Genomic DNA, 24908 nt, shown 5'->3' with positions numbered 1-24908 from the left:
CCGCCGAGCATCAATCGTGATCCAAGGTTATGGTGCGCTGACCCTATGCATGCGGGTCGGGGGGAGTAGGGCGTGGCCTACGAAGAGCTGAACAGAAACAAGAAAATCCTGCGTCTGGTCGAGGTGATCAAGAATGAGTTCGACCAATCCAATTGGCTCGAACTCGGACTGCTCACCAATCGGCCCGACGCGATCCAGAACCACCCTCGGCTGCTTCGCAGTCTCGACTTCGCGGACAGCGATTACGGCGGACACGTCCTGTCCGTGGTCATGATGCTCGTTAGGGCCGATCCGAACAATCTCACCGTCATCGAGGATTACCTACAAGACAAGTTCGGCGGCGGAGAGAACGTATCCAGTACGCCGATTGTCGGCCGCCGGATCGTATTCGCGCCGACGGTGTTCCAGGTGCCCGACGCAGTCCCAGATCCGGACCTCGTGTCAGTTATGATGCCCTTCGACATGTCGTTCTCGCCGGTGCACGCGACCCTCGTGGAGGCCTCTAGATCTGCGGGCATGAACTGCCTGCGGGCTGACAACATCTGGGAGCACTCGACGATCATCCAGGACATCTTTGGTCTGATTTTCCGGTCGTTCGTCGTCGTGTGCGACTTCACCGGCCGCAACCCGAACGTGTTCTACGAAGCCGGGATCGCGCATACGCTCGGCAAGCATGTCATCCCGATCACCCAAAACGCCGAAGACATCCCGTTCGACCTGCGGCACCACCGTTTCATTCGCTATCTCAATAACAACGAGGGGATCGCGGCACTGAACCGGGACGTCGCCGCCCGACTCAACTACTTCGTCAGCGAGAGGCGCGGCTGAGTATACCAATGGCTCGGCGGGGATGGCTGCAAGCAGTTGGGCCTGACCACCGCCCTGCACCCGGAGTATGCGAACGCCTTCTACCGGTCCGTCCGGTTCGTGCACTCGGCCGCGAGCACTCATCTCGACTTGCTCTGATGATCGGCTCCGGGACGAGAACGGCCTCCGACGCTCGAGCGATGATCCGATCGACAAGGATTCGGTCCGGGGGCGAGCCGTTGGATTTGGGCGTCCCTCGCGATAAGCAATCCTCGACAGTGATGGGAGATCGGCTTGTACAACCTACTGGTCATGGGGCTAGGCTGGCCCGAGCACGAGAGCACGTTCACCGTCAGTCGTATCCTCGAGCATACCGATGCCGCCGTCGCCGCGGCTCACCGCCGGGATGGCGAAATCGATTTCGACAAGCTGATGCGCTATCCCTGCCTCTTCATGCCGGAGATCGGTGCGGATGAGGAGATCGCGAGGATCGGCCACATAACGCGGGTCACACCGCATGGTCGTGGCGAAGTCCTTATCGAGTATGCCTTCGACCAGCAGGTCCCGCCGATCGATCTCGGAGCGCTGGATCGCGTGAAGCGTGATCTCCAAATCGGGGACTTCGAGTTCACGCGCACCCATTGGGCGGTCAAGAGGGTCGACCTGTTTCGCGTCATGGTGCGCTCGCTTCCCGCGCGCCGTAATCGCCCGACGTTGTTCCAGATCAACGAGCCACCCCAGATTGACGACAACCAGATGTCAGCGATGATGCCGTTCAACCCGGCGTTCACGGAGGTTTATCGGACGATTCAGGGCGTGGGTGCGGCTGTCGGAATGCAGGTCAATCGTGCCGACGACATCTGGATCGACCACGCGATCATCCAGGACATCGTCAGGCTGATCGACCGCTCGCGGATCATCATCGCCGACTGCACGGGCAAGAACCCCAACGTGTTCTATGAGGCCGGGATCGCACACGCGCTGGGGCGTGAAGTAATCCTTATCGCCCAGCATATCGACGACATCCCCTTCGACCTTCGCCATTTGCGCGTCGTCACCTATCACAACAATGGCGAGGGCCGGGCCGACTTGCAGGCCAGGCTGGAGGCGCGCGTTCGAACGATACTCGGGCTGCCTCCGGTCTCGAGAGCCTGAAAGCGCGCTGAAGGCTCGAAGGGCGCCGCAATAGCGGAAGTGCAAACCCCATGCGGCGTTAGCCTGACCTCGGGTTCTGAAGCTCACCGCAGGTGCATGACCGGACGAGACCGGGCAGAGGCAACAGGGGCGTGCGGACGATAGCATGGAAGCGGGCGCAGCCGGTGGTCAACCTCCCGGCTCGCTATGCGGCCCGATCGAACGCCACCACCGCACCGAGGAATTCCGAGCAATTGGCCGCGGGCCACGTGACATTCCCGTTGCCGAGAAGCTTGAACTGCTCATTCGCACATACGAAGCTGCTTCGATCCGCTGCCATCAGCCAGTTCAGCACGTCCCTGAAATTGAGCTGCTCGCTGCCACCGAACTTGTCGGCCGGAACGTTGTAGAGCAACCCTTCGATGAAATACGACGGCGCCAGGCCGTCCGCGATGATCCGTCGCTCGATCATCGTGTTCCGCAGATTCTTGAAGATGCGCACGGTATGCTTGAACCATTCCCGCGTCGCCTGATGCTTCGCGGTGCAATTCAGGCTGTGCTTCTCGGGGAAGTTCTCGATCCGCGTGCCATCGGGCAAGAAGAAGCAGATGCCGTCGACGTAACGCGGTTCGCCATAGGCCGGGAACGCGTAGTAGCGCCGCAGCTTCGCGCAGACGAGCACGTCGGCGTCCCGGCGCGTGCCGTTCCCCTGGATCAGGACCGCCTTCTTTCCGACCTTCACCGAGTTCCCGTAATGCCGGACGAGCCACGCGACGACCGATGCCTTGAACTCCGTTAGCGTGTACGACCCTGGGCTACGCTGCGCGCTGTAGCGCGCCTTTTCCTCGGCGTTCAGAAAGTCCAGGTCCGTATAACGGATCGAATCCAGGCGGATCACGACATCGACGTCGCTGTCGCCATAGACGTTGGTGGTGTTCTTGTAAGAGCCCTGGAGGAAGATCTCGAAATCCTTCAGGTAGTACGGCGACCCGCTGTCATTCAGGACACCCCGCAAGGTCTCGTACGTCGCCGTGAACTGCCCGGTCGGCCCCTGATGCGACCAGGTTCCGAGCTGCGCCTCCGAAATCGCCATCGTTCCCCCTAGACCAGATAATTCCTCAACATCGCCTCGCGTGCCGCATAGGAATCCGCGCCGCGCTGGCGCAGCAGATTGAGCTTCTTGAGATCGTGCTCGAACAGATCCGTCGACATTTCGGGCTTCTCGAACGTGTCGCTGATGCGGATCGTGCCGATGTCCTTGAACAGGATGTCGCGGAGCTGATCCATCGATTGCGTGTTGATCTCCAGCGTCTTCTGGAGGAGTTGCACGCTGACCAGGTACTTCTTCGCGAGCCACATCATCAGGCCCGGTTTCGGCTCCGGATAAACGCCGACGCCGACACTCACGCATCTGATGTGCTCGCGCGGCACCTTCAGAGCGATCATCGCATCCGCGATCGCGTAGAGCGTCGGATTGTTCGCGCAATAACCGCCGTCGATGAGCTCGATGTGATCGCCTGCCGCGGTCGTGACGGTCTTTCGCTCGAAGAACGGGTAGGCCGAGCAGGATGCTTGAACGGCTTCAGCGATCGTGACGCCGAAGCCGGGCACGAAGGTGCCAACCCGACCATGTGCCTGGGCGATATTGCCCTTGAAGATCATGGGCCGCTCGATCTCCCACTTGGTGGTCACGACGCCCACGCCGGTCTTCACCGCGTCGAACTTCGCATCCCCGAAGACCTCGACCGCAAGCCTGGCGAGGGCCGCCGATTTCTCGGCAGGCGTCTTCTGCTTCATGATCGTGGGGACGTACTGCTTGTACACCACGTGGATCTCCTCGACGGAGTGCCCCAGCGCAAGCAAGGATGCGATGATGGCACCGGTGCTCGTGCCGAAGATCAGGTCGAACTTCTCGTGCAGGCGGCAGCCGACGAGTCCTTCGATCTCCCGGAGGACCCCGAGCGTGTAGAAGCCCTTGGCGCCCCCGCCATCAAGGCTGAGAATGCGGCACGGCCGTTCGGCCGAGAAGTCGGGCATGGCCAATCCCGCGAATCAGGAAAGCTGTCTCCCGAACTGTACGGCAACCGCAACCCGCAATCGTCAGTACCTTCGGATCTTGCAGGCTAAATTCGATCGGGCAGCCCCGCTTGGGGCTAAGGCGACACCGAATGCCATGGCAAACGGACACCGATTGGGATACCCGGAAAGGGCATGCCATCCGCCCATAATCGGTGCCCCGGTCCGACGGCACCCTGCAACGATCGCCGGCACGTCCGGTCGAGTGAACCGGAGACCGAAATGGCGATTAAGCCGAAGTGGGATCACATTCACCTGCGGTCCGATGACCCGGATGCAGCGGCGGGATTCTACGAGACTCACTTCGGCGCGATCCGCGTTTCCCGAGTCGAGAACGGCGATCAGCTTCGCGTGACCGTAGATCTCGTCGGGCTACCGATCTTCATTGATCGTGCCGCTGAGGGAGCCGTCACCCGGCCCGAGGGACCCGTGCGCGGCATGGACCATCTGGCGCTCACCGTCGACAAGCTCGAAGATGCGCTGTCGGAACTTTCCGGGAGCGGCGTCGAGATCATCTCGGGCCCCACCACCGTGCGGCCGGGTCTGCTAATCGCTTTCGTCCGTGCGCCCGACGGCGTCCGGATCGAGTTGCTGGAGCGCGGCGAAGTGAGGTAGCGAAAGCTGCCCGACAGCCCGGGCTGGACGCTTGGAAGACGGCGCCGGGGTCTGCTCGGTCACTGGGTGCGACGAAGCTAGGTCCGATGATGACGCGACGCCTGGATAAATCCTGGACGATCTATCGTAGCATCGAGAATGATGAGCACGATCGTTGCGTCGATTTGATCCTCAGACCGGATCGATCCCACGGGTTCGAGGAATTCCGTCGCGATGAAGACGGATGGGTCCCGGTTCATCACTACAGCGGCCTATCCTTCGCGACGGAAAGCGAGGCGCTGCAAGCGGCCGCCAAGGTGGTGCCCTGGCTTCGCGCAGTGTCGTGAGGATTGCCCCCGGCGATACATGGTCACCTTCATCCCAAAGAGGGACCCGGATCGCTGCAACGACGTTATCGTCGACACGGAGGGCGCCATGAGAACCGACATCGAACCAGAGGGCATCCCGACTGAGATGCCGCTCGCGGCGATCAAGATCGAGACACTCGAGGATTACGAAAAAGCGACCATCCGTGTCGCCGAACTTGCGGGACATTTCGAGAGCACCTCAGAGGAACGCGAACTGGCGGCGCTTGTCGATGCGATCATGAAGTGGGACCAGGCTCACGACGATGCCACGGGCTGGCGATAGGGAACCAATGGGCACCCGAGGGATTCCTTCTCGGGAAGAGGAGGTTTCCATGGCAGACGACAAGAGCAACCGCGGCCCGCAGGATCGGTCCCGCATTAGCCTCGGCGAGGACTACGAGGTTCGGTATTGGACCGACAAGCTGGGCATCTCGAAGTCCCAGCTCGAACAGGTCGTACGCAAGGTCGGGTCGTCGGCCAGCGCCGTCGAGGAAGAACTCCGGAAGCAGACCCTGAGCGCGGGCGGGGGCTAGTCCTCGTCGAGCTGGAAGACTTCCGACTGATCGGCATCCTCGCGCAGGCCCTTGTAGGAGGCGTGGCGCAGGTTGCCGTCGTCGGTCAAGCCGCGAAAGGCGATCTCGGCGGGTAGGATGGGCTGCACCCAAACCATGCCCTTCGCCTTGAGCGGGATCGCGGGCTTCTCGATTTCCAGGGACCGCAGCGTCTTCTTGAGTTCCGATGCCGTCTTGGTGGTGAAACCCGTGCCGACGCTGCCCACATGGGCCAGACCGTCGCCGCGACGAGCCGCCAGCAGCAGGCGACCGATCCCGCCCAACGCCGCCGACGATGGTTCGTAGCCCAGGATCAGGAATGTCTCCGACTGGACGCACTTGATCTTGAGCCAGTCACCGCCCCGACCGGATCGGTAGGGCGCGTCCCGGCGCTTGGCGATGATCCCTTCCAGGCCCAGCTCGCAGGCGAGCTTCAGGAAGGCGGCTCCCTCTGCGTCGAGCTCCTCGCTCATCCTGATCGAGCCATGCGGCTTGATTGCGGCCACCAACAGGTCGCGCCGCTCGTCGAGCGTAAGCGCCCGCAGGTCGCGACCGTCGAGGTAGAGCAGGTCGAAGGCATAAAGGATCGCCCCAGCGGCGGACTTCTTCCCGCCACGCCCACCCAGTGCCCGTTGCAAGGCACCGAAGTCGGATGCCCCGCGCTCATCGAGCACCACCGCCTCGCCGTCGAGGATGGCGCTGTCCAGACCCATCTCCAAGGCATCATGAGCGATCGTCGGGAAACGGCTTGTCCAGTCGTGGCCACCGCGCGTCAGGATGCGGACCTTGCCGCGTTCGATATGCACGGCCAGTCGATACCCGTCCCATTTGACCTCGAAGGCCCATTCCGGTCCGACCGGGGCCCTGGGCGACAGCAGTGCCAGGCATGGTTCGACGCGGTCCGGCATCGGATCGAACCGAAGGACAGCCTGCCGGCGGCTCGGGCGCCCTGTGACGACGGGGCTCCGTGCGATGTCCCCGCCGGTACCGGCTCGCAGCATGCGCTTGGCCATGCCGTACTCCACCCAACTGACTCAACGAAACGCCGAGTCAACGGTGGGCCGACGGTTCCGTTCCGTTATGAATTCAGCCGCGATCCAAAGCGCTTCCGGAACGCATCGGCGTTCTCCACATCAGGGAAGCTGACCCTCAATCGCTCGTGCTCGGGCTCCATCAGGATGCGAGCCTGATGAGGGATATCGCGTTCGACCAGCCACAGCCCGATGTCGAACAGGCGCTCATTCAGCGTGCCGGGATCGAGCGGCAGGTCGACCCGGTAAGGTCCCTCCGTGCCGACGCGTGTCGTGACGTTCACATGTCGTGTCGACATGGAAGAATCCTGCGACTTGGACCCTGCCTCAGCTAAATCTAATGCTCGGTCGCGCATTTTTTGAGTGCTCCCGCCCATTCCGCATAGGGCGTGTTCTTGGCCATGTGGCGGTTCAGATCAGGCGCGCCGTCGCCCCACCAGACGGGGCCACGTTCTCCCAATGCGACCTTCGCGGCATCGACGCGGTCGCGGGCGAACCGAAGGTCGCCGTTCCCGCGCTTGGCATCCTTGACGGCCCGCCGAGCATGCATGAGCTCGACGACCAGGCGGTGACGACGCTCTTCCGGGATCGCCGGGTTGGTCGAGCGCCACAGACGGCCCGCGACCATGAAGTAGCGACCGTCAGGTGTCGTCGGGTGAGCGCGCGCGTTCATGCCCGGCCCACAACGGGAATCAGCTCCAGCCGTATCGTGTACCTGGCTGAGCGCATCGTGATTTTCATGATCCATGCCTTCTTCTGGCAGGCGAGGCCTGCCGCCGCCGGGAACAGAACGCCGCGCCCGTGCGCTGGTTTCAGCCACCCAGCGCCTCCCTCCGGCGTCTGGACTTCTCGCGATCGAGGCGCCGATCAGGGCGCGCTGCCAGCCTCCAGCAGGGCGCTGACCTTCATCGGAAATCGCGCGTCGCGACCTTGATCGTGTCGATGTGCAGATCGCGCACATAGATGTCCCTTGTCTTCAGCCCCTTCGGCGGCAATCCGCGTGGATCGGGCGCAGGCGAGCCGTGATGGAACTCGTCGCCGCGGCCATGCGGAACGGGGAAGGGCGCATCGCGACCCCCGACGCTCGCCAACTCGGCCGAGAGGTCGGTCAACCGCTGCGCCACCAGATGCACGACCTCGCCCTCGCGCTGGATCCGGCCCCTGACCGCGATCATCCCCGCCGATAGGATCACGCGGCGATGGGCCTCGAACACCTTGGTCCAGACCACCAGATTGGCGATGCCGCTCTCGTCCTCCAGCGTGATGAACATCACCCCCTTCGCCGACCCCGGGCGCTGGCGCACCAGCACGATCCCCGCAGCCTCCACCCAGCGCCCGTCACGGGACTCCATCGCTTCGAGACAAGTGACCATCCGCCGCCGCCTGAGATCAGCCCGCAGGAACATGACCGGATGCTCTCGCAGCGACAGCGAGACATGACGATAATCCTCGACGACGTCGCCGCCCGCCGTCATCGGCCGCAGCAGGGGCGCCGGCTCGTCGAGCTCCGGGATGAACTCTTCGGATCGGTTCGAGACCGCGGCGAAGAGCGGCAGCGGCTCGTCGCGCAGGCCCCGGATCGCCCAGAGCGCCTCCCGCCGCCCCAACCCGAAACACGGCCGGAACCCGTCCGCCTCGGCAAGCTGGGTCAGGGTCGCGACCGGAACTCGCGCCCGACGCCAGAGATCGTCGACGGACCGGAACGGCTGGTCGGCCCGTGCCGTGACGATCGCGGCCGCATGGGCATTGGCCAATCCCTTCACCAGACGAAGCCCCAGCCGGACCGCGAAACGACCCTCGTCCGGCGTCGGCTCCAGCGTGCAATCCCAGCGCGAGGCATTCGCGCAGACCGGGCGGATCTCGACGCCGTGATCGCGCGCATCCCGCACGATCTGCGCCGGGGCGTAGAAACCCATGGGCTGACTGTTCAACAGCGCCGCGCAGAACACGTCCGGATGCCAGCACTTCAACCAGCTCGAGGCATAGGCGATCAGGGCGAAACTGGCCGCGTGGCTCTCCGGAAATCCGTAGCTGCCGAAGCCCTCGAGTTGCCGGAAGGTCCGCTCGGCGAACTCCGCCTCGTAGCCCTTCGCCACCATCCCGGAGACGAGCTTGTCCTTGAACTTCGAGACGCCGCCGGTGAACTTGAACGTCGCCATCGACTTGCGCAGCATGTCGGCCTCGCCCGGAGTGAAACCCGCGCACTCGATCGCGACCCGCATTGCCTGTTCCTGGAACAGCGGAACTCCCAGCGTCTTGCCGAGCACCCGTTCCAGCTCCGGCGTCGGGAAATGCACCGGCTCGCGTCCCTCCCTTCGCCGTAGATAGGGATGGACCATGTCGCCCTGGATCGGCCCGGGGCGCACAATCGCGACCTGGACCACCAGATCGTAGAAGGTCCGGGGCTTGAGCCGGGGCAGCATCGACATCTGCGCCCGGCTCTCGATCTGGAAGGTGCCGAGCGTGTCGGCCTTTCTGATCATCGCATAGGTGCGCGGATCCTCCGGCGGGATCGTCGCGAGCTCCAGATCGATGCCCTTGTGATCGGCCAGCAGGTCGAGGCCGCGCTTCATGCAGCTCAGCATGCCGAGCGCCAGCACATCGACCTTCATGAACTTCAGCGCATCGATGTCGTCCTTGTCCCACTCGATCACCTGGCGATCCGCCATCGCCGCGGGCTCGATGGGGACGAGATCGTCCAATCTGTCATGGGTCAGTACGAAGCCGCCGGGATGCTGCGACAGATGCCGCGGCGCTCCCTGCAACTGCCGCGCGAGATCGAGCGCCAACCGCAGCCGTCGATTGGAGAGATTGAGATTCAGCCCCTCGACCTGTTGGTCCTCGACGCCATCCTCCGACCAGGCCCAGACCTGCGAGGACAGCGCACCGATCAAATCCTCGGGCAGGCCTAGCGCCTTGCCGACATCGCGCAGCGCCCCCTTGGTCCGATACCGGATCACCGTCGAACACAGGGCCGCCCGGTCGCGGCCATAGGTCTCGAAGATCCACTGCATGACGATCTCGCGCCGCTCGTGCTCAAAATCGACATCGATGTCGGGCGGCTCCCGGCGTTCCTCAGAGACGAAACGCTCGAACAGCAGGTCGTTGCGGCCGGGGTCGATCGAGGTGATGCCGAGCACGTAGCAGACGGCCGAATTGGCCGCCGAGCCGCGGCCCTGGCAGAGGATGTCCCTCGACCTCGCGAAGCGCACGATCGCATTCACCGTCAGGAAATACGGCGCAAAGGCGAGCCTCTCGATCAAGGTAAGCTCATGGTCCAGGCTGGCGCGCACGCTGTCCGGCACGCCTTCGGGATAGCGTTCCTCCGCCCCCTCCCAGGTGAGCTTCGCCAAGGTCTCCTGCGGCGTCAGCGTCGGGTCGTCGCGCTCCTCCGGATACTGGTAGGCGAGCTCGTCGAGTGAGAACCGGCAGCGGTTGGCGATCGCAAGAGTGCGCGCCAGCGCCTCGGGATGGCGATCGAACAGCCGGTGCATCTCGTCCGGCGGCTTGAGATACCGGTCGGCATGGCGCTCGCGCCGCTCCCCCAGCGCATCGATGGTGACGTTGTGCCGGATGCAGGTCACCACGTCCTGAAGGATGCGCCGCGCCGGTTCATGGAAGAGCACGTCGTTGGTGACCACCGTCGCCACCCGCATCCGCACCGCCAGGTTGGCAAGCTCGTGCAATCGCAGCCGATCGTTAGGACGTCGCCGCAGGGTCAGCGCCAGATGGGCTTGGTCGCCGAACGCCTCACGCAGCCGCCTGAGCCGGAAGGCGCACTCCCCGTCGGCGAGGTCCGGCACCAGCACGGCGACCAGACCCTCCGCATATTCGGCGACGTCCGGCCAGTCGAGACGGCATCTGGCCTTGCCGCCACGCCTCTTGCCGATCGAGAGCAGCCGGCACAGCCGCGAATAGGCTGCCCGGTCAGTCGGATATACCAGGATCGCCGTGCCGTCCTCGAGATCGAGGCGGCAACCGACGATCAACCTGACCCCGGTGATCTTCGCCGCCTCATGCGCCCGGACGATACCCGCCAGCGAATTGCGATCGGCGATCGCCACCGCCTCGATCCCGAGTGCGGCAGCCTGCGCGAACAGCTCTTCGGCCGAGGAGGCGCCGCGCAGGAAGCTGAAATGGCTGGTGACCTGGAGTTCGGCATAGCGCGCGCTCATCCGAACACCCCGTGCAGGAACCAGCTATGCGACCCCGTCGCGGCGTCCTCGCCGTCGCCGGCACGGTAGAGCCAGAAGCGCTCGCCCGCCTCGTCCTCGACCCGAAAGTAGTCCCTGACCGCAGCGAGTTCCGCCTCGCGCTTCCACCATTCTCCGAAGACGCGCTCCGGGCCGTCGGCCCGCTTCACCCGCCGCCGGATGCCGCGCCAGGTGAACGAGACCGGCGGATGGTCGGGAAGTAGCGCCAGCGTCTCGACCGGCTCCGGACGGGGCAGCAGCCTGGCAGGCCGCGGCCAGTGATCGGGCCAGATCGCTCCGGTCTCGAGGGCCAGCGCCGGCACCCGCGCGACGCTGCGCTCCGGCACGTCGCTGGCGACCGCGGCGAAGCGATAGACCGCGCGCTCGCCGACCCGGTTGGTCAGGGTGTCGATCAGCCCCGAGATGTCCGGCTCGGCCTCCTGCATCAGCCCGCCGGCGAGCTGTCGCTCCTCCAGCGGCTCGGCTAGAACCGCTGCCAATGTCATGATCTCGATGCCGAACCCGGGTTCGATGGTCTCGATCCGGTCGCAAAGGAGCCGGGTCAGGCGCTTCGCGTCGCGCACGGGTCGCGCGAGGCAGATGCGGATCGCCTGCACCCCACCGTCGACGCGGTGGCAGGCCAGATCCAGCCGACGACCGCCGAGCCCGGCCGCCTCGAGCCGCCCGCACAGGGCCACGACCAGCTTGCCGATGTTGCGCGCGATCGTCTCGGCCGCACCGATCGGCTCGGCGAAGGCGCGCCGGACCTCGATCATGTCGGGCGGGCGGATTGCGATGATCGGCTCGGGAAGACGGCCGAGCGCCTCGTCGAGCCGGCGCCCGAGCTCAGGACCGAAACGCAACGCCAGCGGCGCGCGCGGCCGAACGGCGAGATCGCCCACCGTCGCGAAACCGAGGACGCGCAGGTCGCGTGCCAGAATGGGCGGGATCCGCAGGCATTCCAGCGGCAGCGGCCCCATCCGCGCCATCCCCTCGCCCTGGGATGCGACCAGCGTCGGTGCGGCGACATGGCGGGCGAGCGCATGCGCCGCCCCCCATGTGTCGGCGACCGCCGCCCGTGCTGCGATGCCCGACAGAGCGAGACGGCCGACGATGCCCTCGAGCATCGCCGCCTCGCCGCCATGCAGATGGTCGGCGCCGGTCGTGTCGATGACGATGCCGTCTGGCGGGTCGGTCGCGACCACCGGGGCGATGCGCGCGAGCAGCCAGGCCGCAAGGCGCACGAGCTCGTCCTCATCCGCCGCTGGGTCGGCGTCGAGCACCGAGAGCCCGGGGACGAGCGCCTGCGCCTTAGCCGCCGGCATGCCGACACGCAGGCCGGCGGCAAGCGCCACGGCGTTCGCCGCCGCAACCTGCCGCCTGCCGCCGTCGCGGCCGATCAGGACGAGCGGAACCTCAGCCGGAGGCGCCGCGTCGCCAGCCTTGCGCCGAAACCGATCGATCGACCAGCTCGGCAGGAAGACCGAGACGACCCTTGCCATCGCAGGCCTCCAGTTCGAAATCCGCACTCTCGCCCGCCCGTGCCCGGATCAGCTCGACCAGCCAGCGATGGCGACCCACGCCCGGCACCGGCAACGCCGTCGAGGGCAGGACCGAGACCCGCCAGCGCGTCATCGCCGCCGTCGGCTGCCCGAAATCCGAGGCTTCCGCCTGGCGACGCCAGCGCCTGAGCGCGATCCCCAGCGTCCCGGTGCCCTCGGCCGCCAGTTGCAGGCGCCGAGACGCCGTCATCGACAGTCGCGCCACCTCGCCGACCACGGAGCCGAGCCCGCCATGGCGAAGCCCTTCCTCCATGCAGGCCAGCACCGTTCCGTCATCCCCGGCCTCGACATGGACCACCCGGTCGGGCCCCAGACCTGCCTGCGCGATAGCCGGGGCGAAGAGATCGCTGCGCGTCAGGCACCACAGCACCTTTCCCCGCGTCCGCGCCGCGATGCCCGCCCCGAACAAGGCCGCAGCAGCCCCGTCGATCGCGCCGTCTCCGCCGCCCGCTACCTCGTGCAAGGCCCCGAGCGCCAACCCGCCGCCGGGAAGACGGGAATCGACCGCGGCGATCCCGAAGGGAAGCACGCTGCGTTCGCGCGCGGGCCGTCCCTCGATCCGTTCGATCCGGTCGCGCAAGGATTGAAGGGCGGGCTGGGGCCGCACGATGGGGATGACCTGCAATGCGTGTTATGTTCATTCTTTGTTCTAGTTTGGTTCCTCGGAGTCAAGCGCGGCGCAATGCCCCGGGGCGCGCCCGTCCGGCCCGCCCCCGATCCGGACGGGGTTTCGTGCGTTGGATCGGCTGTGGATGAAGGGAGCCAGCGATGTCAGAGCGGGAACAGAGCGTGACAGCGGCGAACGCAAGCGCTGAGCCCGCCGGGTGAGGATCGCGACCTTCAACATCAACGGCATCAACGGTCGGCTTGCCGTGCTGCTGCGTTGGCTCGCCGAGACGAAGCCCGACATCGTCTGCCTTCAGGAGCTGAAGGCGTCTCAACGGAACTTCCCGGAAGCCGCGTTGAGGAGCACCGGCTACGGAGCGGTCTGGCACGGCCAGAAGAGCTGGAACGGTGTCGCGATCCTCGCCCGCAATGCCGACCCGATTGAGACCCGCCGCGGCCTGCCCGGCGAGGGGGAGGACGACCAGAGCCGCTACATCGAGGCCGCCGTGAAGGGCGTCCTGATCGGCTGCCTCTACCTCCCGAACGGCAATCCCCCCTCGGGGCCGAAATTCGACTACAAGCTGCGTTGGCTCGAGCGCCTAAAGAGCCATGCCGACGAACTGCTGGCGCATGAAATCCCCGTCGCGTTGGTCGGCGATTTCAACGTCATCCCGACCGCGCTCGACGTCTACAAGCCCGAGCGCTGGGAAGGCGACGCTCTGTTCCGCCCCGACGTCCGCGAGGCCTATCGACACCTGGTCGAAACCGGCTGGACCGATGCCCTGCGCGAACTGCATCCGGGTGAGCGCATCTATACTTTCTGGGATTATCTCCGAAACGCTTGGGGTCGGAACGCGGGCCTGCGTCTCGACCACCTGCTGCTCAGCTCGCAACTGGCCGGCCGGCTTAAATCCGCCGGCGTCGACACCGATGTCCGCGGCTGGGAGAAGGCGAGCGACCACGCACCGGTTTGGATCGAACTTTCGAAACACGCGACCGCCGGATCGGGAAGGCCGTCGAAAGCGTAATGGCGGGTCCATGACCCCATTTTGGCTGCGATCAATCAGGATGTGCTGGACGGCAGAGGCGGGGTTAAAGAGCTATGCACGGAGCAGCTCCAGAGCGACCTTCGCGCCCCGTTAACGGCCAACCAAGCCGCTTCGGCTCATTGCTTCGCGCGGTCGTTCCATGTGTCCCGTAAGCACGAGAGCCAACGGAAACGGCCCCGGACTCCCGGGGCCGTCCTTCACCTGAACGATGCGATCAGACGACCGGCGGGCGATAGGGGCCGGCGTTCTCGTCGAAGCGGTCCCAACCCCCGGCGCGATACTCCGCCTCGCGAGACGAGCGATCGATCGGGGTAGCGCCGTCCAGGATGGCTTCAACGGTGGCCTCATGCTCCGGCTCGGTGCGGACCGAGACGACGGAGCCTCCGCGGCGAACCGTCTCGGCGTAGTATTCGGCCTCTTCCTTATCGTGGCCTTCCTTCACGAACGAGCCAACCAGGCCACCAGCGGCCGCGCCGGCGACAGCGCCTGCCGCTGTGGACGCAAGCCAGCCTGCGGCTACGACGGGGCCGATGCCCGGGATGGCCAGCAGGCCGATGCCGGCGAGCAGCCCGGCGGCGCCGCCGACGCCCGCGCCGATGCCTGCGCCCTCGGCGGCATTGGTCTCGCCGTCGCCGTTGCGACCGACGAGGCTGATGTCGCTGCTCGAAATGCCAGCAGCCTCGAGCTGGTCGACGACGGAGCGCGCGGTTTCATGGTTATCGTAGGAACGCGTGATGGTGCGGGTCATATTCGTCTCCAGGGTTCGTGGTGCGAGCGGCACGGATCAGTTGCGGGTGATGTTGCCGCGGTAATCGACCGAGACGTTCACCTGCGCGCCGGTGTGCGTGGCCGTTCCCTTCCAGATGCCGTTGTCGTCCTTCTTGAGGGCGCCGACGTTAGAGTAGCCGTTGGCTTCCAGGCGGCTCTTGGCCTGGCCTTCGGTGAAGCTGTTGGCACCCGGGAGCGGCGCGTTCTTATCAGCATCGGCATTCGGCGCAGGCGTCGGTGCCGTCGTCGACGTCTGAGCCATGGCACCGAAGGACGTGGCGGAGGCGATCAGCGTGGCGATGAGCAGCGTCTTCATGATGGTCTCCTGCAAGGCGGGCGGCACGTGCCGCGATGCACAATCCAACCGCAAAATGCCCATGAAAGTTCCAGGTGGGCGGATGCGCTCTTGGAGAAGAAGACATCGCTCGACGTCTGTCTGGGTTCCACCAGCCACTCGCCGTTGCCCCAACACCCATCACCACAGAACCAAAGCTCCCGCGGCTTTCACGCGACACCGGGACGGCGCCGGAATCTGTTGCCGCCTTCATGAAAAGCGAAACGGGCCGCCTTTCGGCAGCCCGTTCGATTTGGTCAACGTGGCCTATCACGCCTTATCGACGACTTTCTTGACGGCTTCCTTGCCCTTGCCGAGTGCCTGCTGGGCTTCGCCCTTGCGTTCCTGCGCCACGCCCTGGGCTTGAAGACCGGGCTTGTCCATCGCCTTGCCCGCGGCCTGCTTGACGTTGCCGGCGGCCTCGTTTGCCATGCCCTTGATCTTGTCCGTGGTGCTGCCCATTGCGCTTCTCCTGTTGCGGTGCCGCCTTGGGGCGGCGTCGGAGCGGAAAACGCGTCCTGGCCGGGTGAGGTTCCGCTTCAAGCCCGGTTGGCCGCCACCTCCTCGGTAACGATCTCAAATTTTTGGAGAAGGTGGGGGCCGAAGGTATGGATCATCGGGACGTCGGCCGCGTCCCGTCCCCGCGCCACCAGGATGCGACCGATGCGCGGCATGTTGTGGCGAGCGTCGAAGGCGTACCATTTGCCGCCCAGATAGGCCTCGAACCAAGCGTTGTAGTCCATCGGCGCTGGATCCGGCGGCACTCCGATGTCCCCGAGGAATCCGTTGCAATAACGGGCAGGGATATTCATGGCGCGGCACAACGCGATGGCGAGATGAGTGAAGTCCCGGCAGACGCCCACACGCTCGTTCATCGCCTGGGCCGCGGTGCGGGTATTGCGGGCGAACTGGTAGTCGAACCGGATCTGCGCATTCACGTAATTGCAGATCTGCTGGACACGATTCCAACCCGGAGCGAATGAGCCGAACAGATTCCACGCCGTGGCCGACAACTCGTCAACCTCGCAATAGCGGCTCGACAGCATGTACTCGATGACCTCGGATGGCAGGTCGTCCGGCAGGATTTCGGGTGCCTGCTTGTCCCACTGGTCGGGTATGCCTGCATCGCGAACGACCAAATCGCTGGTGAAGAGGACGCCCCCCGCGGGGACGAGAAGCCGTCGGCACCGGTTACCGAAGCCATCAGTGTATTCACGCACCCGCACTTTCGACCCGTCAGCTAGCGAGGTCACCCGGGGCCTCGGCAAGCTGAACATGTCACCGTCGCGGCTGGGGTGCGGATCGAGCAGGGTCATGCACGAGACAGGCTGCGCCGTGGTGATCTCGATCTGATAGCCGACGCGGATTTCCATGCTCTCATCTCGTCGCTGAACGTGAGAGCCCAACACCGCAGGAAAGGCGCTGTTCCTGAGGGGCTTGGTGAGATTTCAGGCATTGAGCCCAGCGCGTGTTCAATGCGAACTGCGGTTGCGGCAGAGGCCCCTCATACCAGTCGAGCGCTCCGCGTGGCCGCCGCGCGTTCGATCGACTTCGCTTTCCGCCGGGCCGCGCGCAGTTCCTCGAGCGTCGGCTGCCACCACCCCCTGGCTCGTTCCGGCATATCGGGCTCCCGTCGCGCCGGCCAGGTCCGGATGAGTTCCTCGAGGGTCGGCGAACGCCAGAAGATCCAGACATGATCCTCGGTGACGGCAGCGGCTTCAGCCCCGTCCGCCCCACCGACATCCACAAGCTCGCCATCACTGCCGGTCACCACGACGATGCCCCTCACCGTCATCACCGGTCGACCCGGGGGTGGGAGTTGCGAAGTCGGAACGGCCAGCCGCTTGCGCCGCCTCTCCGCTTCGCGTTGCTTGATGTCCGCGAACTCCGGCGAGCGCTTCAGCTCCTCACGGCGCCGTTTGCGCTCGCTGGGTTCCGCCCGCCGTGCAGCGATCTCGATGGAGAGCCAGCAAGATCTCAACGCCTCGAGAGATCGATACGGTACGCGCCAGACCTTCCCCTCGCGATCCCACGCCGCCCAAGGAACGCCGCGGAGGTTGTCGATGACGGTGCGAGAATACGGTGTCCTGACGATCACGTCTCCGTTCGCCTCAAGATAGTCGCTCTCGATCGGATCGAATGAGAATGCATCCCGGCCGCGCTCGTCGGCAAACGCGAGGGGCTCGGGCAGCTCGCGTTGAAGCCAGACCGCAACCCGGCGCTCCGCGGTTGTCCCGGGAACGAACCAGGCACAGGCATGATCGCTCCATCGTGCTGCGGGAAAACGAGCGCGGAAGCGTTCCACGAGCGCGGCATCATAGGGGAAGGCAACGATCGCGCCCGCGTCGTCATCGGCAGCTCGGATTTCGATCCGATCGGGCGGCTGAGCTGGCATCGTCGGATTCTACCGGATCGATCAGTCGAGACGAAACATGGCATCGGATCCGTTACAGATGTTGCCGAAGGAAATCCTGCGTCCTTCCGATGGCATCCGGCAATGTCGCAAGCGACAGCCCATGTCCCTCGCCGGGATAGATGCGGCTCTCGACGGTCCCGCCCTGCGACCTTATCAGGCGTTCGATCGCCGTCGCATTGGCCACCGGGACGACGCGATCGGCGTCGCCATGCAGGATCAGTGTCGGCGGGAGCCTGCGTCCCGCGCCGAGGCTCTCAGGCTCGAAGCCGAAGAAATCGACGACAGCCCGAATCCGTGATGAGCGCGAGGCGAGGGAGAGCGCAAGAGCGCCACCCAGAGAGAAGCCAACGACCGCAACGCGGTCTGCCTCGGTGCCGCGCGGAGGCTCCGCAAGGATGACCTCAAGCGTCCGCAGCCAGATCGCGTATTTGGACCGGATGTCGCCATAGCGCGCTCGACTGTCGCCGGTCGCTTCGAAATAGCGCGGCAGCAGCACTGAGTAACCCGCGTTGGCGATCGTCTGCGCCGCGAATTGATAGCGCCCTGCATTGCTCAGCCCGTCCGAGCCGTGCAGCAGGTAGACGGCCGATCCCGACGAACCGAACCTGTCGACGCCGATCCGCGTTTCCGCACTCGAACGCTTGGCCGTTCCAACCATGCAGGCGGCACCGAGCAGGGTTCGACGATCAATCCCTCTCATTCGGCCGCCTCGGACCAGCGTTCCTTCGCTTCGGCAGCCGGGACGATAAGCTTGAGGGTATCGCCCTCGACGGCCACGACGAGGCCGATATCGAGATAATGGTGCGCTCCACCGGATTCGGGATCGTTCTTCTTCAGCTTGAGGAGCTGTCCGCTCAGGCCGTCGATCGTCCCGACGTGGCCGCCGTCCGCGCCGATGACGCGTTGGCCCTCCTTGATCTGCTCGACGAACATCATGACGGACTCCCCTTGCAAAATGCTTCGTTGCGGCAACGGGAGCCGGCCGACGAAGTTCCGAGTTTCCGAAGCTTCGATGCGATTGGCGGGACCAAGGTCCCCGGGACGGTTCTCGGCTCGGTTTACGGAACCGCCACAAGACAGCGCGGTTGCCGATGCATCGGGAGTGTCGTCGATGTCGAGCAAGCTGCAAGGATACCGGGCCAAGCGCGATTTCAAGAAGACCAAGGAACCGAGCGGTGAGACCGCCGTGGCGCCTTCGAAACGGCTCCGCTTCGTGATCCAGAAGCATGACGCAACCCGGCTTCACTACGATCTGCGCCTCGAGCTCGACGGCGTCTTCAAGTCTTGGGCAGTGACGAAGGGTCCCTCCCTAGATCCCCACGACAAGCGGCTGGCCGTCGAGGTCGAGGATCATCCGCTGGCCTATGGCGACTTCGAAGGCACGATCCCCAAGGGTGAGTACGGCGGGGGCACCGTAATGCTTTGGGATCGAGGTCATTGGGAGCCAGAGGGCAAGCTAAGCCCGCAGCGTCAGCTCGAGAAAGGCGACCTCAAGTTCACGCTCGATGGGCAACGTTTGCAGGGCAGCTTCGTCCTCGTGCGGATGAAACGCGATCGGGACGGCGGCAAGCGGACCAATTGGCTCTTGATCAAGCATCGCGACGAGCACGCGTCGGACGACGAGGGCGAGAAAGTCCTGGCCGATGAGAGGTCGATTGCCTCGGGCCGCTCGATGGCTGCGATCGCCGCAGGAAACGGCAGGTCTCCGACGCCATTCCTGCTCGCGAAGGATGCTGTCGATGCGGATGCGGTCTGGGATTCGCGCGTTGGCCTCGCCGCTGCCGAACGCCGCGCGCCGGCCCGAGAGGCCAACTCGCGAAGCAAGACCGCAGCGGCGGGAACGATGCCTGATTTCCTGCCGCCCCAGCTCTGTACCTCGGTCCAGCGGCCCCCGGCCGGCGCGGAATGGGTCCATGAAATCAAGTTCGACGGCTATCGCGTTCAGGTTCGCGTCGAGGGCGGAGAGGTCACCCTAAAGACGCGTAAAGGATTGGATTGGACGAAGAAGTTCCGGGTGATCGCTGATGCTGCGCGAGGCTGGCCGGACAGCATTGTTGACGGCGAGGTGGTGGCGCTGGACGAAAGCGGCGCGCCTGATTTCGCCGCGCTCCAGGCCGCGCTGTCGGAAAGCAAGACCAACGACCTCGTGTACTTCGCCTTCGACCTGCCGTGGATCGAGGACGAGGACCTGCGCCGCCAGCCGCTCCTGGCCCGAAAGGCTCGGCTGAAGGAACTGGTAGAGCTCCATGGCGACGGCATTGTCCTGCGCTATGTCGAGCATTTCGAGAGCGGCGGCGACGCTGTTCTGAAATCAGCCTGCAAGCTCTCGCTTGAGGGCATCGTGTCAAAATCGACGGAGGCGCCCTACGTCTCGGGTCGTAGCGACACCTGGATGAAGGCGAAATGCCGGGCCGGGCATGAGGTCGTGATCGGCGGCTGGGCAACGACGGAGGGGAAATTCCGTTCGCTGCTGGTCGGCGTCAACCGGGGCTCGCACTTCGTCTATATCGGCCGGGTCGGCACCGGCTACGGCGCCGCGAAGGTCGCTTCCTTGCTGCCGCGGCTGAAGAAGCATGCGACGAAGGCATCCCCGTTCACCGGCGCTAATGCGCCGCGGCGCGCACCGGGCGTGACCTGGCTCGAACCCGTGCTCGTCGCTGAGATCGAGTTCGCAGGCTGGACCGGCGACGGCATGGTTAGGCAGGCCGCGTTCAAGGGCCTCCGCGAGGACAAGCCAGCGGCAGAGGTCGAGACCGATCTCCCGGCCTCGCCCGAGGACATCGAGCCCGCGAAGCCGACGACGGCGACGCCGCGCCGGAAGGGCGGGAGGGTAGACGTGCTCGGGGTCAGCCTCTCGCATCCGGACAAGGCGCTGTGGCCCGATGCCGAGGACGGCAGGCCCGTTTCCAAGCTGGATCTGGCGAATTACTTCTCCGCCGTCGGCGAATGGATGATCCCACACATCAAGGGCAGACCCTGCTCGCTGCTTCGAACTCCGGACGGCATCGACGGCGAGACCTTCTTCCAACGCCACGCGGGTCTCGGCACGTCCAACCTATTCGAGCTGGTCCACGTCTTCGGGGACAAGAAGCCCTATCTCCAGATCGATCGCATGGAGGCCCTGATCGCCGCTGCCCAGATCGGCGGCATCGAACTGCACCCGTGGAACTGTCAACCGGGCGATCCGGAGGTTCCTGGTCGCCTCGTCTTCGACCTCGATCCTGGGCCTGGCATCGCGTTCGACGACGTGGTCGCCGCGGCAAACGGCATGAGGGAGAGGCTGGAGGCGCTCGGGCTGAACAGCTTCTGTAAAACGACCGGCGGCAAGGGACTGCACGTCGTCACACCACTCAAGGCGGCCGGGCGCAAGAAATTGGATTGGCCGACGGCCAAGGACTTCGCCCGGCAGGTATGCGCCGAGATGGCCTCGGACGAGCCGTCCCGCTACGTGATCAACATGGCCAAGCGGCTACGGAACGGCCGAATTTTCCTCGACTATCTGCGCAACGACAGAATGTCGACGGCCGTCGCGCCGCTGTCACCTCGGGCGAGGCCAGGCGCGCATGTCTCGATGCCGGTGCCATGGACGCAGGTGAAAAAGGGCCTCGACCCGGCCCGGTTCACCCTTCGGACAGTCCCCGGCCTACTTGCGAAGAGCAAGGCCTGGGACGGCTATGCCGATGCCGGGGTGCCGCTCATTGAGGCGATCAAGCGGTTGGGTCGTGACAGCAAGGCTGCGTAGAGCGCAGGAACGAAACGTCAATGGCTGCCGTTATCGTCGCGGAGGTGCTTCATGGCTCAACGGACGTTCTGGAAGGGCTATCTCAAGCTGTCGCTGGTGACCTGTCCAGTCGCGATGATGCCGGCGCGGTCCCAAAGCGAAAAGGTCCGCTTCCATACGCTCAACCGGAGGACCGGGAACCGGATCCAGAGCCGCTTCATCGACGCCGTCACCGGCAAGCCAGTGGCGGACGAAGACGAGGTGCGTGGTTATCCTAAGGATGACGACGAGTACGTCATGATGGAGGAGGACGAACTGGATTCCGTGGCACTTGAAAGTACCCGCACCATCGACATCGAGGTGTTCGCTCCGCGCTCATCGGTTGGTTGGATCTGGTACGACGCGCCTCACTACTTGGTACCTGAAGGCAAGGTTGGTGAGGAAGCCTTCTCTGTCATCCGGGAAGCGATGAAGGCTACGAAAACCGTGGGGATTTCGCGCGTCGTCCTCTATCGCCGCGAGCGGGCCGTGCTGCTTGAGCCTCGTGACAACGGGATCGTGCTCTGGACACTGCGCTACGGCGACGAGGTGCGCGACGAAAAGCCTTACTTCGCTGGGATCAAGAAGATGGAGCCAGAGGCGGACATGAAGCCGCTGATGGAGAAGCTGATCAAGTCGCGGACCAAGGACTGGTCGCCCGACCTGGCAGAGGATCCCGTGCAGGACGAGCTCCTGTCGATCATCAAGTCCAAGGAAAAGGGAAGGAAGGCGACGCAGGCGCGTCCGGCGCCGAAGAGCGAAGGCAACGTCGTCAGCATCATGGATGCGCTGAAGAAGAGCCTCGAACCGCGGCGATCCTGATCAGCTCGCCTTGCGCCGCTCTGCCTCCTGACCCGTTTTGCCGCGAGGCTTGGCGGCGGCTTTGCGTGTCGAGGACTTTGCCGCCGCCGGCGCCTTGCCGGTACCCTTGGCGCTCTGCCGCAGCGCCTCCATCAAGTCGACGACCTTCGCAGGCGCAGGCAGCTTCTTAGGCTTGAGCTTACGACCTTCGATCTTGGCCTTGACCAACTCGGCGAGGGCGGCCTCGTAGCGATCGTCGAAAGCCTTGGGATCGAATTCGCCCGCTTTCGTCTCGATGATGTGCTTCGCGAGATCGAGCATCTCGGCCTGGATCTTCATCTTCGGCACGTCGCTAAACGCATCCTCAGCCGAGCGCACCTCGTAGTCGAAATTTAGGGTCGTACCGATCAGACCCTTGCCGTGCGACCGGATCAGGATCGAGCGCATCCGTCTGAAGATCACCGTTCGGGCCAGCGCGGCGCATTTCTGTTCCGCCATTGTCTCTCGGATTAGCTCGAACGCTTCTGATGCGATCTGGCTACTAGGTGCGATGTAATACGGGCGGTCGAGGAAGACGTCATCGATCTCGTCGCAGGGCAGGAAGGTTGAGACATCAAGCGTCTTGTCGCTTTCCGGAATAGCTGCCGCGATCTCCTCCGGTTCGAGGACAATGTAGTCGCCGTCGCCGCGATCATAACCCTTGACCTGATCGTCGTGCTCGACCGGCTTGCCCGTTACCTCATCCACGAACTGTCTTTGGACCCGATTGCCGGTCTTCCGGTTCAGAGTGTGGAACGAGATGCGCTCCGCGGTCGAAGCAGCCGTGTAGAGCGCGACGGGGCAGGTCAATTCAGCGACCTTCAAAACGCCCTTCCAGATCGCCCGCGGTGCCATGGCAGTTCCTCCGTCCGACGAGGTCAGGAACCGTGACGCACCATGATGGTTCCGCTTCCGCGCAACATGAGGAAGACCGACGTGGCACAGGATGACGCGATCATCGCCAAGGGGCTCAATGCCGGGCTGCGACGGCTCGTCGTCAGGGCACTTGTTCACTCCGCCGGCAGTGAGCGTGACGAGGGGAAAATGGACGAGCTCATGAAAGTCCTGACGGCTGAGATCGGTAGGCTCGCGTTCAAGGGCGAGACCGGTGACGGAGAGAATTCGGATCTCACCGCGGCAGTGCGAAAAGCGTTGATGATCCTCCTGAACGCCGCGCGGCGTGATGCCCAATCGGATCTGACTAGAAAGGCCGAGACGTTGCAGTGAGGGGGGTATCGCCCTCCGCGGCCCGTGATTCAGACCGCGAGTCAAAGCATTCCTGACTTGTTTCGACAAAGAGGATGCCGATCTCCCACCCATGACGAGAGAACGCATCAGGGTAATTGACCTCGAAACCGCGGGAAACGGACCACACGAAGTCTGCGAGATCGGATGGCAGGACGTCACGCGCGACGCCGACGGAAGCTGGCGCCTCGATGACGAACGGGGCGCACACCTGGTCGACCCGGGACGCGCGATTTCCGCGGATACGATGGCGATCCACCACATTAGGGATGTCGACGTGGTGGGAGCACCTTTCTGGAAGCAGATTGCGCCATCGGTATTGCGTCCGGAAGGCGGCGGCGTCATCGCGCTTGCGGCGCATCGCGCCGGTTTCGAGATGCGGTACTGCACTCCTGCGCTGAGTGGGGGAGCGCGCTGGATTTGTACCTGGAAATGCGCACTCAGGATATGGCCCCATCTCCAGCGCTTCTCGAACCAGATGCTGCGCTACCAGCGAATGCCGGACGGACTGGTACACGAGATTGGTCTTCCGGCGCAGGCGATGCCTGACGCCTATGTCACCGCCCATCATCTGAGGGATATGCTGAATGCAGCCTCTCTGGATGAGTTGCTGCGATGGAGTGGCGAGCCCGGGCTCCTGCCGCGAGTCCCGTCCGGCCCGGATCGCGGCAAGGGCTGGGATCAGGTTTCCGAGGTTGCGTTACGCGTCTTGGCGTTGGATCGCGACGTCGACCTTCGCTTCAGCGCCGAGACCGAGTTGAAACGCCGAGGAGAGTTTCCGATGCTGGAGCCATCGACACCCATTCAGCGTAGCTTGTTTTGAGTGTCGCGAGGGCTGACTGGAACGTGGTCGTCACCTGACGGTTCATCCGAGTACCCGCAGCCGAAGTTGGGTACAGAGGTCCCGGCATGAAATCCTCTCCATCCCCATCGATTGCGAGGTGGGAGCTTCCGTCCTCCACGACGCTCGGTTCATCCGTCAGGGCAAAGGGCATTGAACGCGAGCTGCGGCGTCGTCTTCCTTGGCCGATGCGCAAGTGCCTGAACGTGGAGGGAAGGCAAGTCATCCTCGAAGTAGCTGACCCCGTCGACCTTCAACCGCTTGAAAGCCGAATTGCCAGCGCAATCGAAGTCATCTCGGAAATGCCGTTGCTTCCAAGCGAGGTGGAAGACGTACTGGCAATCTGCTCTCGCGAGCGCCACAAATGGCTGGAAGACGGACGGCTGCAAAGCGCGGGGACTCGCACCGTCAAACTTCGGGGGCGCGCGCGGGCCGTGACCTTCCACGTTTTCGAGCCGCGACATATCGAGACAATCCTCGACGGCGACCTACCTGCTATTTGGCGAGAAGAAGATGCAATCAGAAGCTCCGAGAACCGCCGGCGTGCAGCGGCTAAGGCCGCTCTCGCCGGGGCTCGAAGAGCCGAGTCCCGACCGGCGCAAGCTGCGAAAGCAGTCGCGCCGGACAAGCCGCCCGATCTCCGGGGCTGGGACGAATTCGATGCCGACGGGCTGCTGCGTTGACGTCCGGCGACCGGCAGAGAGGCCAGACTTGGCGCAATTGCTGCAACCTT

The 24908-nt window shown here is 64.5% G+C and carries 29 protein-coding genes; 12 read left to right on the top strand and 17 right to left on the bottom strand.

What is annotated here, in order from left to right; all coding sequences use genetic code 11:
* Window positions 1-72 precede the first annotated feature (72 nt).
* Window positions 73-828, top strand: a complete 756-nt coding sequence (locus BoBH3_RS11465) for a hypothetical protein (protein ID WP_262330914.1) — start codon at window positions 73-75, stop codon at window positions 826-828.
* 273 nt (window positions 829-1101) lie between these two features.
* Window positions 1102-1962 carry a hypothetical protein gene (locus BoBH3_RS11460; protein ID WP_262330913.1) on the top strand — a complete coding sequence of 287 codons (861 nt, stop codon included), beginning with the start codon at window positions 1102-1104 and terminating at the stop codon, window positions 1960-1962.
* Window positions 1963-2146: 184 nt separating this feature from the next.
* Here BoBH3_RS11460 and BoBH3_RS11455 read toward each other — a convergent pair whose 3' ends face one another.
* Both BoBH3_RS11455 and BoBH3_RS11450 read right to left on the bottom strand, forming a co-directional pair.
* A complete protein-coding gene (locus BoBH3_RS11455; protein WP_262330912.1) occupies window positions 2147-3034 on the bottom strand; it encodes a nucleotidyltransferase domain-containing protein in 888 nt (295 codons plus the stop codon).
* Window positions 3035-3042: 8 nt separating this feature from the next.
* The gene (locus BoBH3_RS11450) at window positions 3043-3978 is read right to left on the bottom strand and encodes a patatin-like phospholipase family protein (protein WP_262330911.1); all 936 of its coding nucleotides are present in this window, start codon (window positions 3976-3978) and stop codon (window positions 3043-3045) included.
* Window positions 3979-4239: 261 nt separating this feature from the next.
* Between BoBH3_RS11450 and BoBH3_RS11445 the strand changes: the two genes are divergently transcribed.
* The 4 genes from BoBH3_RS11445 (at window position 4240) to BoBH3_RS11430 (ending at window position 5512) form a co-directional block, all read left to right on the top strand.
* On the top strand, window positions 4240-4632 hold the full coding sequence (locus tag BoBH3_RS11445) for a VOC family protein (RefSeq protein ID WP_262330910.1): 393 nt from the start codon (window positions 4240-4242) through the stop codon (window positions 4630-4632).
* A gap of 86 nt (window positions 4633-4718) precedes the next feature.
* On the top strand, window positions 4719-4958 hold the full coding sequence (locus BoBH3_RS11440) for a hypothetical protein (RefSeq protein ID WP_262330909.1): 240 nt from the start codon (window positions 4719-4721) through the stop codon (window positions 4956-4958).
* A gap of 88 nt (window positions 4959-5046) precedes the next feature.
* Window positions 5047-5262 carry a hypothetical protein gene (locus tag BoBH3_RS11435; protein WP_262330908.1) on the top strand — a complete coding sequence of 72 codons (216 nt, stop codon included), beginning with the start codon at window positions 5047-5049 and terminating at the stop codon, window positions 5260-5262.
* Window positions 5263-5311: 49 nt separating this feature from the next.
* Window positions 5312-5512: a DUF3606 domain-containing protein gene (locus BoBH3_RS11430; RefSeq protein WP_262330907.1), complete on the top strand. Its 201-nt coding sequence runs from the start codon at window positions 5312-5314 to the stop codon at window positions 5510-5512.
* Here BoBH3_RS11430 and ligD (BoBH3_RS11425) read toward each other — a convergent pair.
* The 7 genes from ligD (BoBH3_RS11425) to BoBH3_RS11395 form a co-directional block, all read right to left on the bottom strand.
* A complete protein-coding gene (gene ligD, locus BoBH3_RS11425; protein WP_262330906.1) occupies window positions 5509-6543 on the bottom strand; it encodes a non-homologous end-joining DNA ligase in 1035 nt (344 codons plus the stop codon). The two genes, BoBH3_RS11430 and ligD (BoBH3_RS11425), sit on opposite strands and share 4 nt — an antisense overlap.
* Window positions 6544-6608: 65 nt before the next feature.
* Window positions 6609-6860, bottom strand: a complete 252-nt coding sequence (locus BoBH3_RS11420) for a hypothetical protein (protein ID WP_262330905.1) — start codon at window positions 6858-6860, stop codon at window positions 6609-6611.
* Between the two features lie 38 nt (window positions 6861-6898).
* The gene (locus BoBH3_RS11415; RefSeq protein ID WP_262331189.1) at window positions 6899-7234 is read right to left on the bottom strand and encodes a hypothetical protein; all 336 of its coding nucleotides are present in this window, start codon (window positions 7232-7234) and stop codon (window positions 6899-6901) included.
* Window positions 7231-7350, bottom strand: coding sequence for a DUF4113 domain-containing protein (locus BoBH3_RS11410; RefSeq protein WP_262331188.1), 120 nt, complete (start codon window positions 7348-7350; stop codon window positions 7231-7233). The genes BoBH3_RS11415 and BoBH3_RS11410 overlap by 4 nt, the downstream gene beginning before the upstream one ends.
* Before the next feature lie 116 nt (window positions 7351-7466).
* Window positions 7467-10736: an error-prone DNA polymerase gene (locus BoBH3_RS11405; protein WP_262330904.1), complete on the bottom strand. Its 3270-nt coding sequence runs from the start codon at window positions 10734-10736 to the stop codon at window positions 7467-7469.
* Window positions 10733-12256, bottom strand: coding sequence for a DNA polymerase Y family protein (locus BoBH3_RS11400; RefSeq protein ID WP_262330903.1), 1524 nt, complete (start codon window positions 12254-12256; stop codon window positions 10733-10735). Before BoBH3_RS11400 ends, BoBH3_RS11405 begins: the two co-directional genes overlap by 4 nt.
* The gene (locus BoBH3_RS11395; RefSeq protein ID WP_262330902.1) at window positions 12171-12923 is read right to left on the bottom strand and encodes an ImuA family protein; all 753 of its coding nucleotides are present in this window, start codon (window positions 12921-12923) and stop codon (window positions 12171-12173) included. Before BoBH3_RS11395 ends, BoBH3_RS11400 begins: the two co-directional genes overlap by 86 nt.
* 217 nt (window positions 12924-13140) lie before the next feature.
* Here BoBH3_RS11395 and xth point away from each other — a divergent pair, with 217 nt between their 5' ends.
* Window positions 13141-13950, top strand: a complete 810-nt coding sequence (gene xth, locus BoBH3_RS11390) for an exodeoxyribonuclease III (protein ID WP_262330901.1) — start codon at window positions 13141-13143, stop codon at window positions 13948-13950.
* A gap of 235 nt (window positions 13951-14185) precedes the next feature.
* Here xth and BoBH3_RS11385 read toward each other — a convergent pair whose 3' ends face one another.
* The 7 genes from BoBH3_RS11385 to BoBH3_RS11355 form a co-directional block, all read right to left on the bottom strand.
* Window positions 14186-14719 (bottom strand): hypothetical protein, encoded by a 534-nt coding sequence (locus BoBH3_RS11385; RefSeq protein ID WP_262330900.1) that lies wholly within the window; start codon window positions 14717-14719, stop codon window positions 14186-14188.
* A 36-nt stretch (window positions 14720-14755) separates the two neighbouring features.
* Window positions 14756-15055, bottom strand: coding sequence for a PepSY domain-containing protein (locus BoBH3_RS11380; protein ID WP_262330899.1), 300 nt, complete (start codon window positions 15053-15055; stop codon window positions 14756-14758).
* 288 nt (window positions 15056-15343) lie between these two features.
* Window positions 15344-15535 carry a CsbD family protein gene (locus tag BoBH3_RS11375; protein WP_262330898.1) on the bottom strand — a complete coding sequence of 64 codons (192 nt, stop codon included), beginning with the start codon at window positions 15533-15535 and terminating at the stop codon, window positions 15344-15346.
* 77 nt (window positions 15536-15612) lie between these two features.
* The gene (locus tag BoBH3_RS11370; RefSeq protein WP_262330897.1) at window positions 15613-16446 is read right to left on the bottom strand and encodes a transglutaminase-like domain-containing protein; all 834 of its coding nucleotides are present in this window, start codon (window positions 16444-16446) and stop codon (window positions 15613-15615) included.
* A gap of 131 nt (window positions 16447-16577) precedes the next feature.
* Window positions 16578-17468 carry a hypothetical protein gene (locus BoBH3_RS11365; protein WP_262330896.1) on the bottom strand — a complete coding sequence of 297 codons (891 nt, stop codon included), beginning with the start codon at window positions 17466-17468 and terminating at the stop codon, window positions 16578-16580.
* Between the two features lie 52 nt (window positions 17469-17520).
* On the bottom strand, window positions 17521-18147 hold the full coding sequence (locus tag BoBH3_RS11360) for a dienelactone hydrolase family protein (RefSeq protein ID WP_262330895.1): 627 nt from the start codon (window positions 18145-18147) through the stop codon (window positions 17521-17523).
* Window positions 18148-18185: 38 nt separating this feature from the next.
* Window positions 18186-18611 carry a DUF2171 domain-containing protein gene (locus BoBH3_RS11355; protein WP_262330894.1) on the bottom strand — a complete coding sequence of 142 codons (426 nt, stop codon included), beginning with the start codon at window positions 18609-18611 and terminating at the stop codon, window positions 18186-18188.
* Between BoBH3_RS11355 and ligD (BoBH3_RS11350) the strand changes: the two genes are divergently transcribed.
* On the top strand, window positions 18601-21231 hold the full coding sequence (gene ligD, locus BoBH3_RS11350) for a DNA ligase D (RefSeq protein WP_262330893.1): 2631 nt from the start codon (window positions 18601-18603) through the stop codon (window positions 21229-21231). The two genes, BoBH3_RS11355 and ligD (BoBH3_RS11350), sit on opposite strands and share 11 nt — an antisense overlap.
* 51 nt (window positions 21232-21282) lie before the next feature.
* Entirely contained in the window at window positions 21283-22071 is a 789-nt protein-coding gene (gene ku, locus BoBH3_RS11345) for a non-homologous end joining protein Ku (protein ID WP_262330892.1), read from the top strand.
* Here ku (BoBH3_RS11345) and ku (BoBH3_RS11340) read toward each other — a convergent pair whose 3' ends face one another.
* Window positions 22072-22944, bottom strand: coding sequence for a non-homologous end joining protein Ku (ku, locus tag BoBH3_RS11340; protein ID WP_262330891.1), 873 nt, complete (start codon window positions 22942-22944; stop codon window positions 22072-22074).
* A 42-nt stretch (window positions 22945-22986) separates the two neighbouring features.
* Here ku (BoBH3_RS11340) and BoBH3_RS11335 point away from each other — a divergent pair, with 42 nt between their 5' ends.
* The 3 genes from BoBH3_RS11335 (at window position 22987) to BoBH3_RS11325 (ending at window position 24858) form a co-directional block, all read left to right on the top strand.
* Window positions 22987-23316: a hypothetical protein gene (locus BoBH3_RS11335; protein WP_262330890.1), complete on the top strand. Its 330-nt coding sequence runs from the start codon at window positions 22987-22989 to the stop codon at window positions 23314-23316.
* Window positions 23317-23407: 91 nt separating this feature from the next.
* Entirely contained in the window at window positions 23408-24157 is a 750-nt protein-coding gene (locus tag BoBH3_RS11330; protein WP_262330889.1) for a DNA polymerase III subunit epsilon, read from the top strand.
* An 86-nt stretch (window positions 24158-24243) separates the two neighbouring features.
* On the top strand, window positions 24244-24858 hold the full coding sequence (locus tag BoBH3_RS11325; protein ID WP_262330888.1) for a hypothetical protein: 615 nt from the start codon (window positions 24244-24246) through the stop codon (window positions 24856-24858).
* Window positions 24859-24908 lie beyond the last annotated feature (50 nt).

This window comes from Allobosea sp. BH3 (assembly GCF_025499465.1).
GTDB lineage: Bacteria > Pseudomonadota > Alphaproteobacteria > Rhizobiales > Beijerinckiaceae > Allobosea.
The sequence above is the reverse complement of the archived record's forward strand: the minus strand, read 5'-3'. Positions and strand labels throughout refer to the sequence as shown.

Bases quoted from the DNA above. Each gene is read 5' to 3' on its own strand.
- BoBH3_RS11330 (WP_262330889.1), top strand. From the start codon at position 23,408: ATGACGAGAGAACGCATCAGGGTAATTGACCTCGAAACCGCGGGAAAC.
- BoBH3_RS11365 (WP_262330896.1), bottom strand. From the start codon at position 17,468: ATGCCAGCTCAGCCGCCCGATCGGATCGAAATCCGAGCTGCCGATGAC.
- BoBH3_RS11385 (WP_262330900.1), bottom strand. From the start codon at position 14,719: ATGACCCGCACCATCACGCGTTCCTACGATAACCATGAAACCGCGCGC.
- BoBH3_RS11430 (WP_262330907.1), top strand. From the start codon at position 5,312: ATGGCAGACGACAAGAGCAACCGCGGCCCGCAGGATCGGTCCCGCATT.
- BoBH3_RS11440 (WP_262330909.1), top strand. From the start codon at position 4,719: ATGATGACGCGACGCCTGGATAAATCCTGGACGATCTATCGTAGCATC.
- BoBH3_RS11335 (WP_262330890.1), top strand. From the start codon at position 22,987: ATGATGGTTCCGCTTCCGCGCAACATGAGGAAGACCGACGTGGCACAG.
- ligD (WP_262330893.1), top strand. From the start codon at position 18,601: ATGTCGAGCAAGCTGCAAGGATACCGGGCCAAGCGCGATTTCAAGAAG.
- BoBH3_RS11400 (WP_262330903.1), bottom strand. From the start codon at position 12,256: ATGGCAAGGGTCGTCTCGGTCTTCCTGCCGAGCTGGTCGATCGATCGG.
- ligD (WP_262330906.1), bottom strand. From the start codon at position 6,543: ATGGCCAAGCGCATGCTGCGAGCCGGTACCGGCGGGGACATCGCACGG.
- BoBH3_RS11360 (WP_262330895.1), bottom strand. From the start codon at position 18,147: ATGGTTGGAACGGCCAAGCGTTCGAGTGCGGAAACGCGGATCGGCGTC.
- BoBH3_RS11375 (WP_262330898.1), bottom strand. From the start codon at position 15,535: ATGGGCAGCACCACGGACAAGATCAAGGGCATGGCAAACGAGGCCGCC.
- BoBH3_RS11380 (WP_262330899.1), bottom strand. From the start codon at position 15,055: ATGAAGACGCTGCTCATCGCCACGCTGATCGCCTCCGCCACGTCCTTC.
- ku (WP_262330892.1), top strand. From the start codon at position 21,283: ATGGCTCAACGGACGTTCTGGAAGGGCTATCTCAAGCTGTCGCTGGTG.
- BoBH3_RS11415 (WP_262331189.1), bottom strand. From the start codon at position 7,234: ATGAACGCGCGCGCTCACCCGACGACACCTGACGGTCGCTACTTCATG.
- BoBH3_RS11420 (WP_262330905.1), bottom strand. From the start codon at position 6,860: ATGTCGACACGACATGTGAACGTCACGACACGCGTCGGCACGGAGGGA.
- BoBH3_RS11325 (WP_262330888.1), top strand. From the start codon at position 24,244: ATGAAATCCTCTCCATCCCCATCGATTGCGAGGTGGGAGCTTCCGTCC.
- BoBH3_RS11405 (WP_262330904.1), bottom strand. From the start codon at position 10,736: ATGAGCGCGCGCTATGCCGAACTCCAGGTCACCAGCCATTTCAGCTTC.
- BoBH3_RS11450 (WP_262330911.1), bottom strand. From the start codon at position 3,978: ATGCCCGACTTCTCGGCCGAACGGCCGTGCCGCATTCTCAGCCTTGAT.
- ku (WP_262330891.1), bottom strand. From the start codon at position 22,944: ATGGCACCGCGGGCGATCTGGAAGGGCGTTTTGAAGGTCGCTGAATTG.
- BoBH3_RS11445 (WP_262330910.1), top strand. From the start codon at position 4,240: ATGGCGATTAAGCCGAAGTGGGATCACATTCACCTGCGGTCCGATGAC.
- BoBH3_RS11455 (WP_262330912.1), bottom strand. From the start codon at position 3,034: ATGGCGATTTCGGAGGCGCAGCTCGGAACCTGGTCGCATCAGGGGCCG.
- BoBH3_RS11435 (WP_262330908.1), top strand. From the start codon at position 5,047: ATGAGAACCGACATCGAACCAGAGGGCATCCCGACTGAGATGCCGCTC.
- BoBH3_RS11370 (WP_262330897.1), bottom strand. From the start codon at position 16,446: ATGGAAATCCGCGTCGGCTATCAGATCGAGATCACCACGGCGCAGCCT.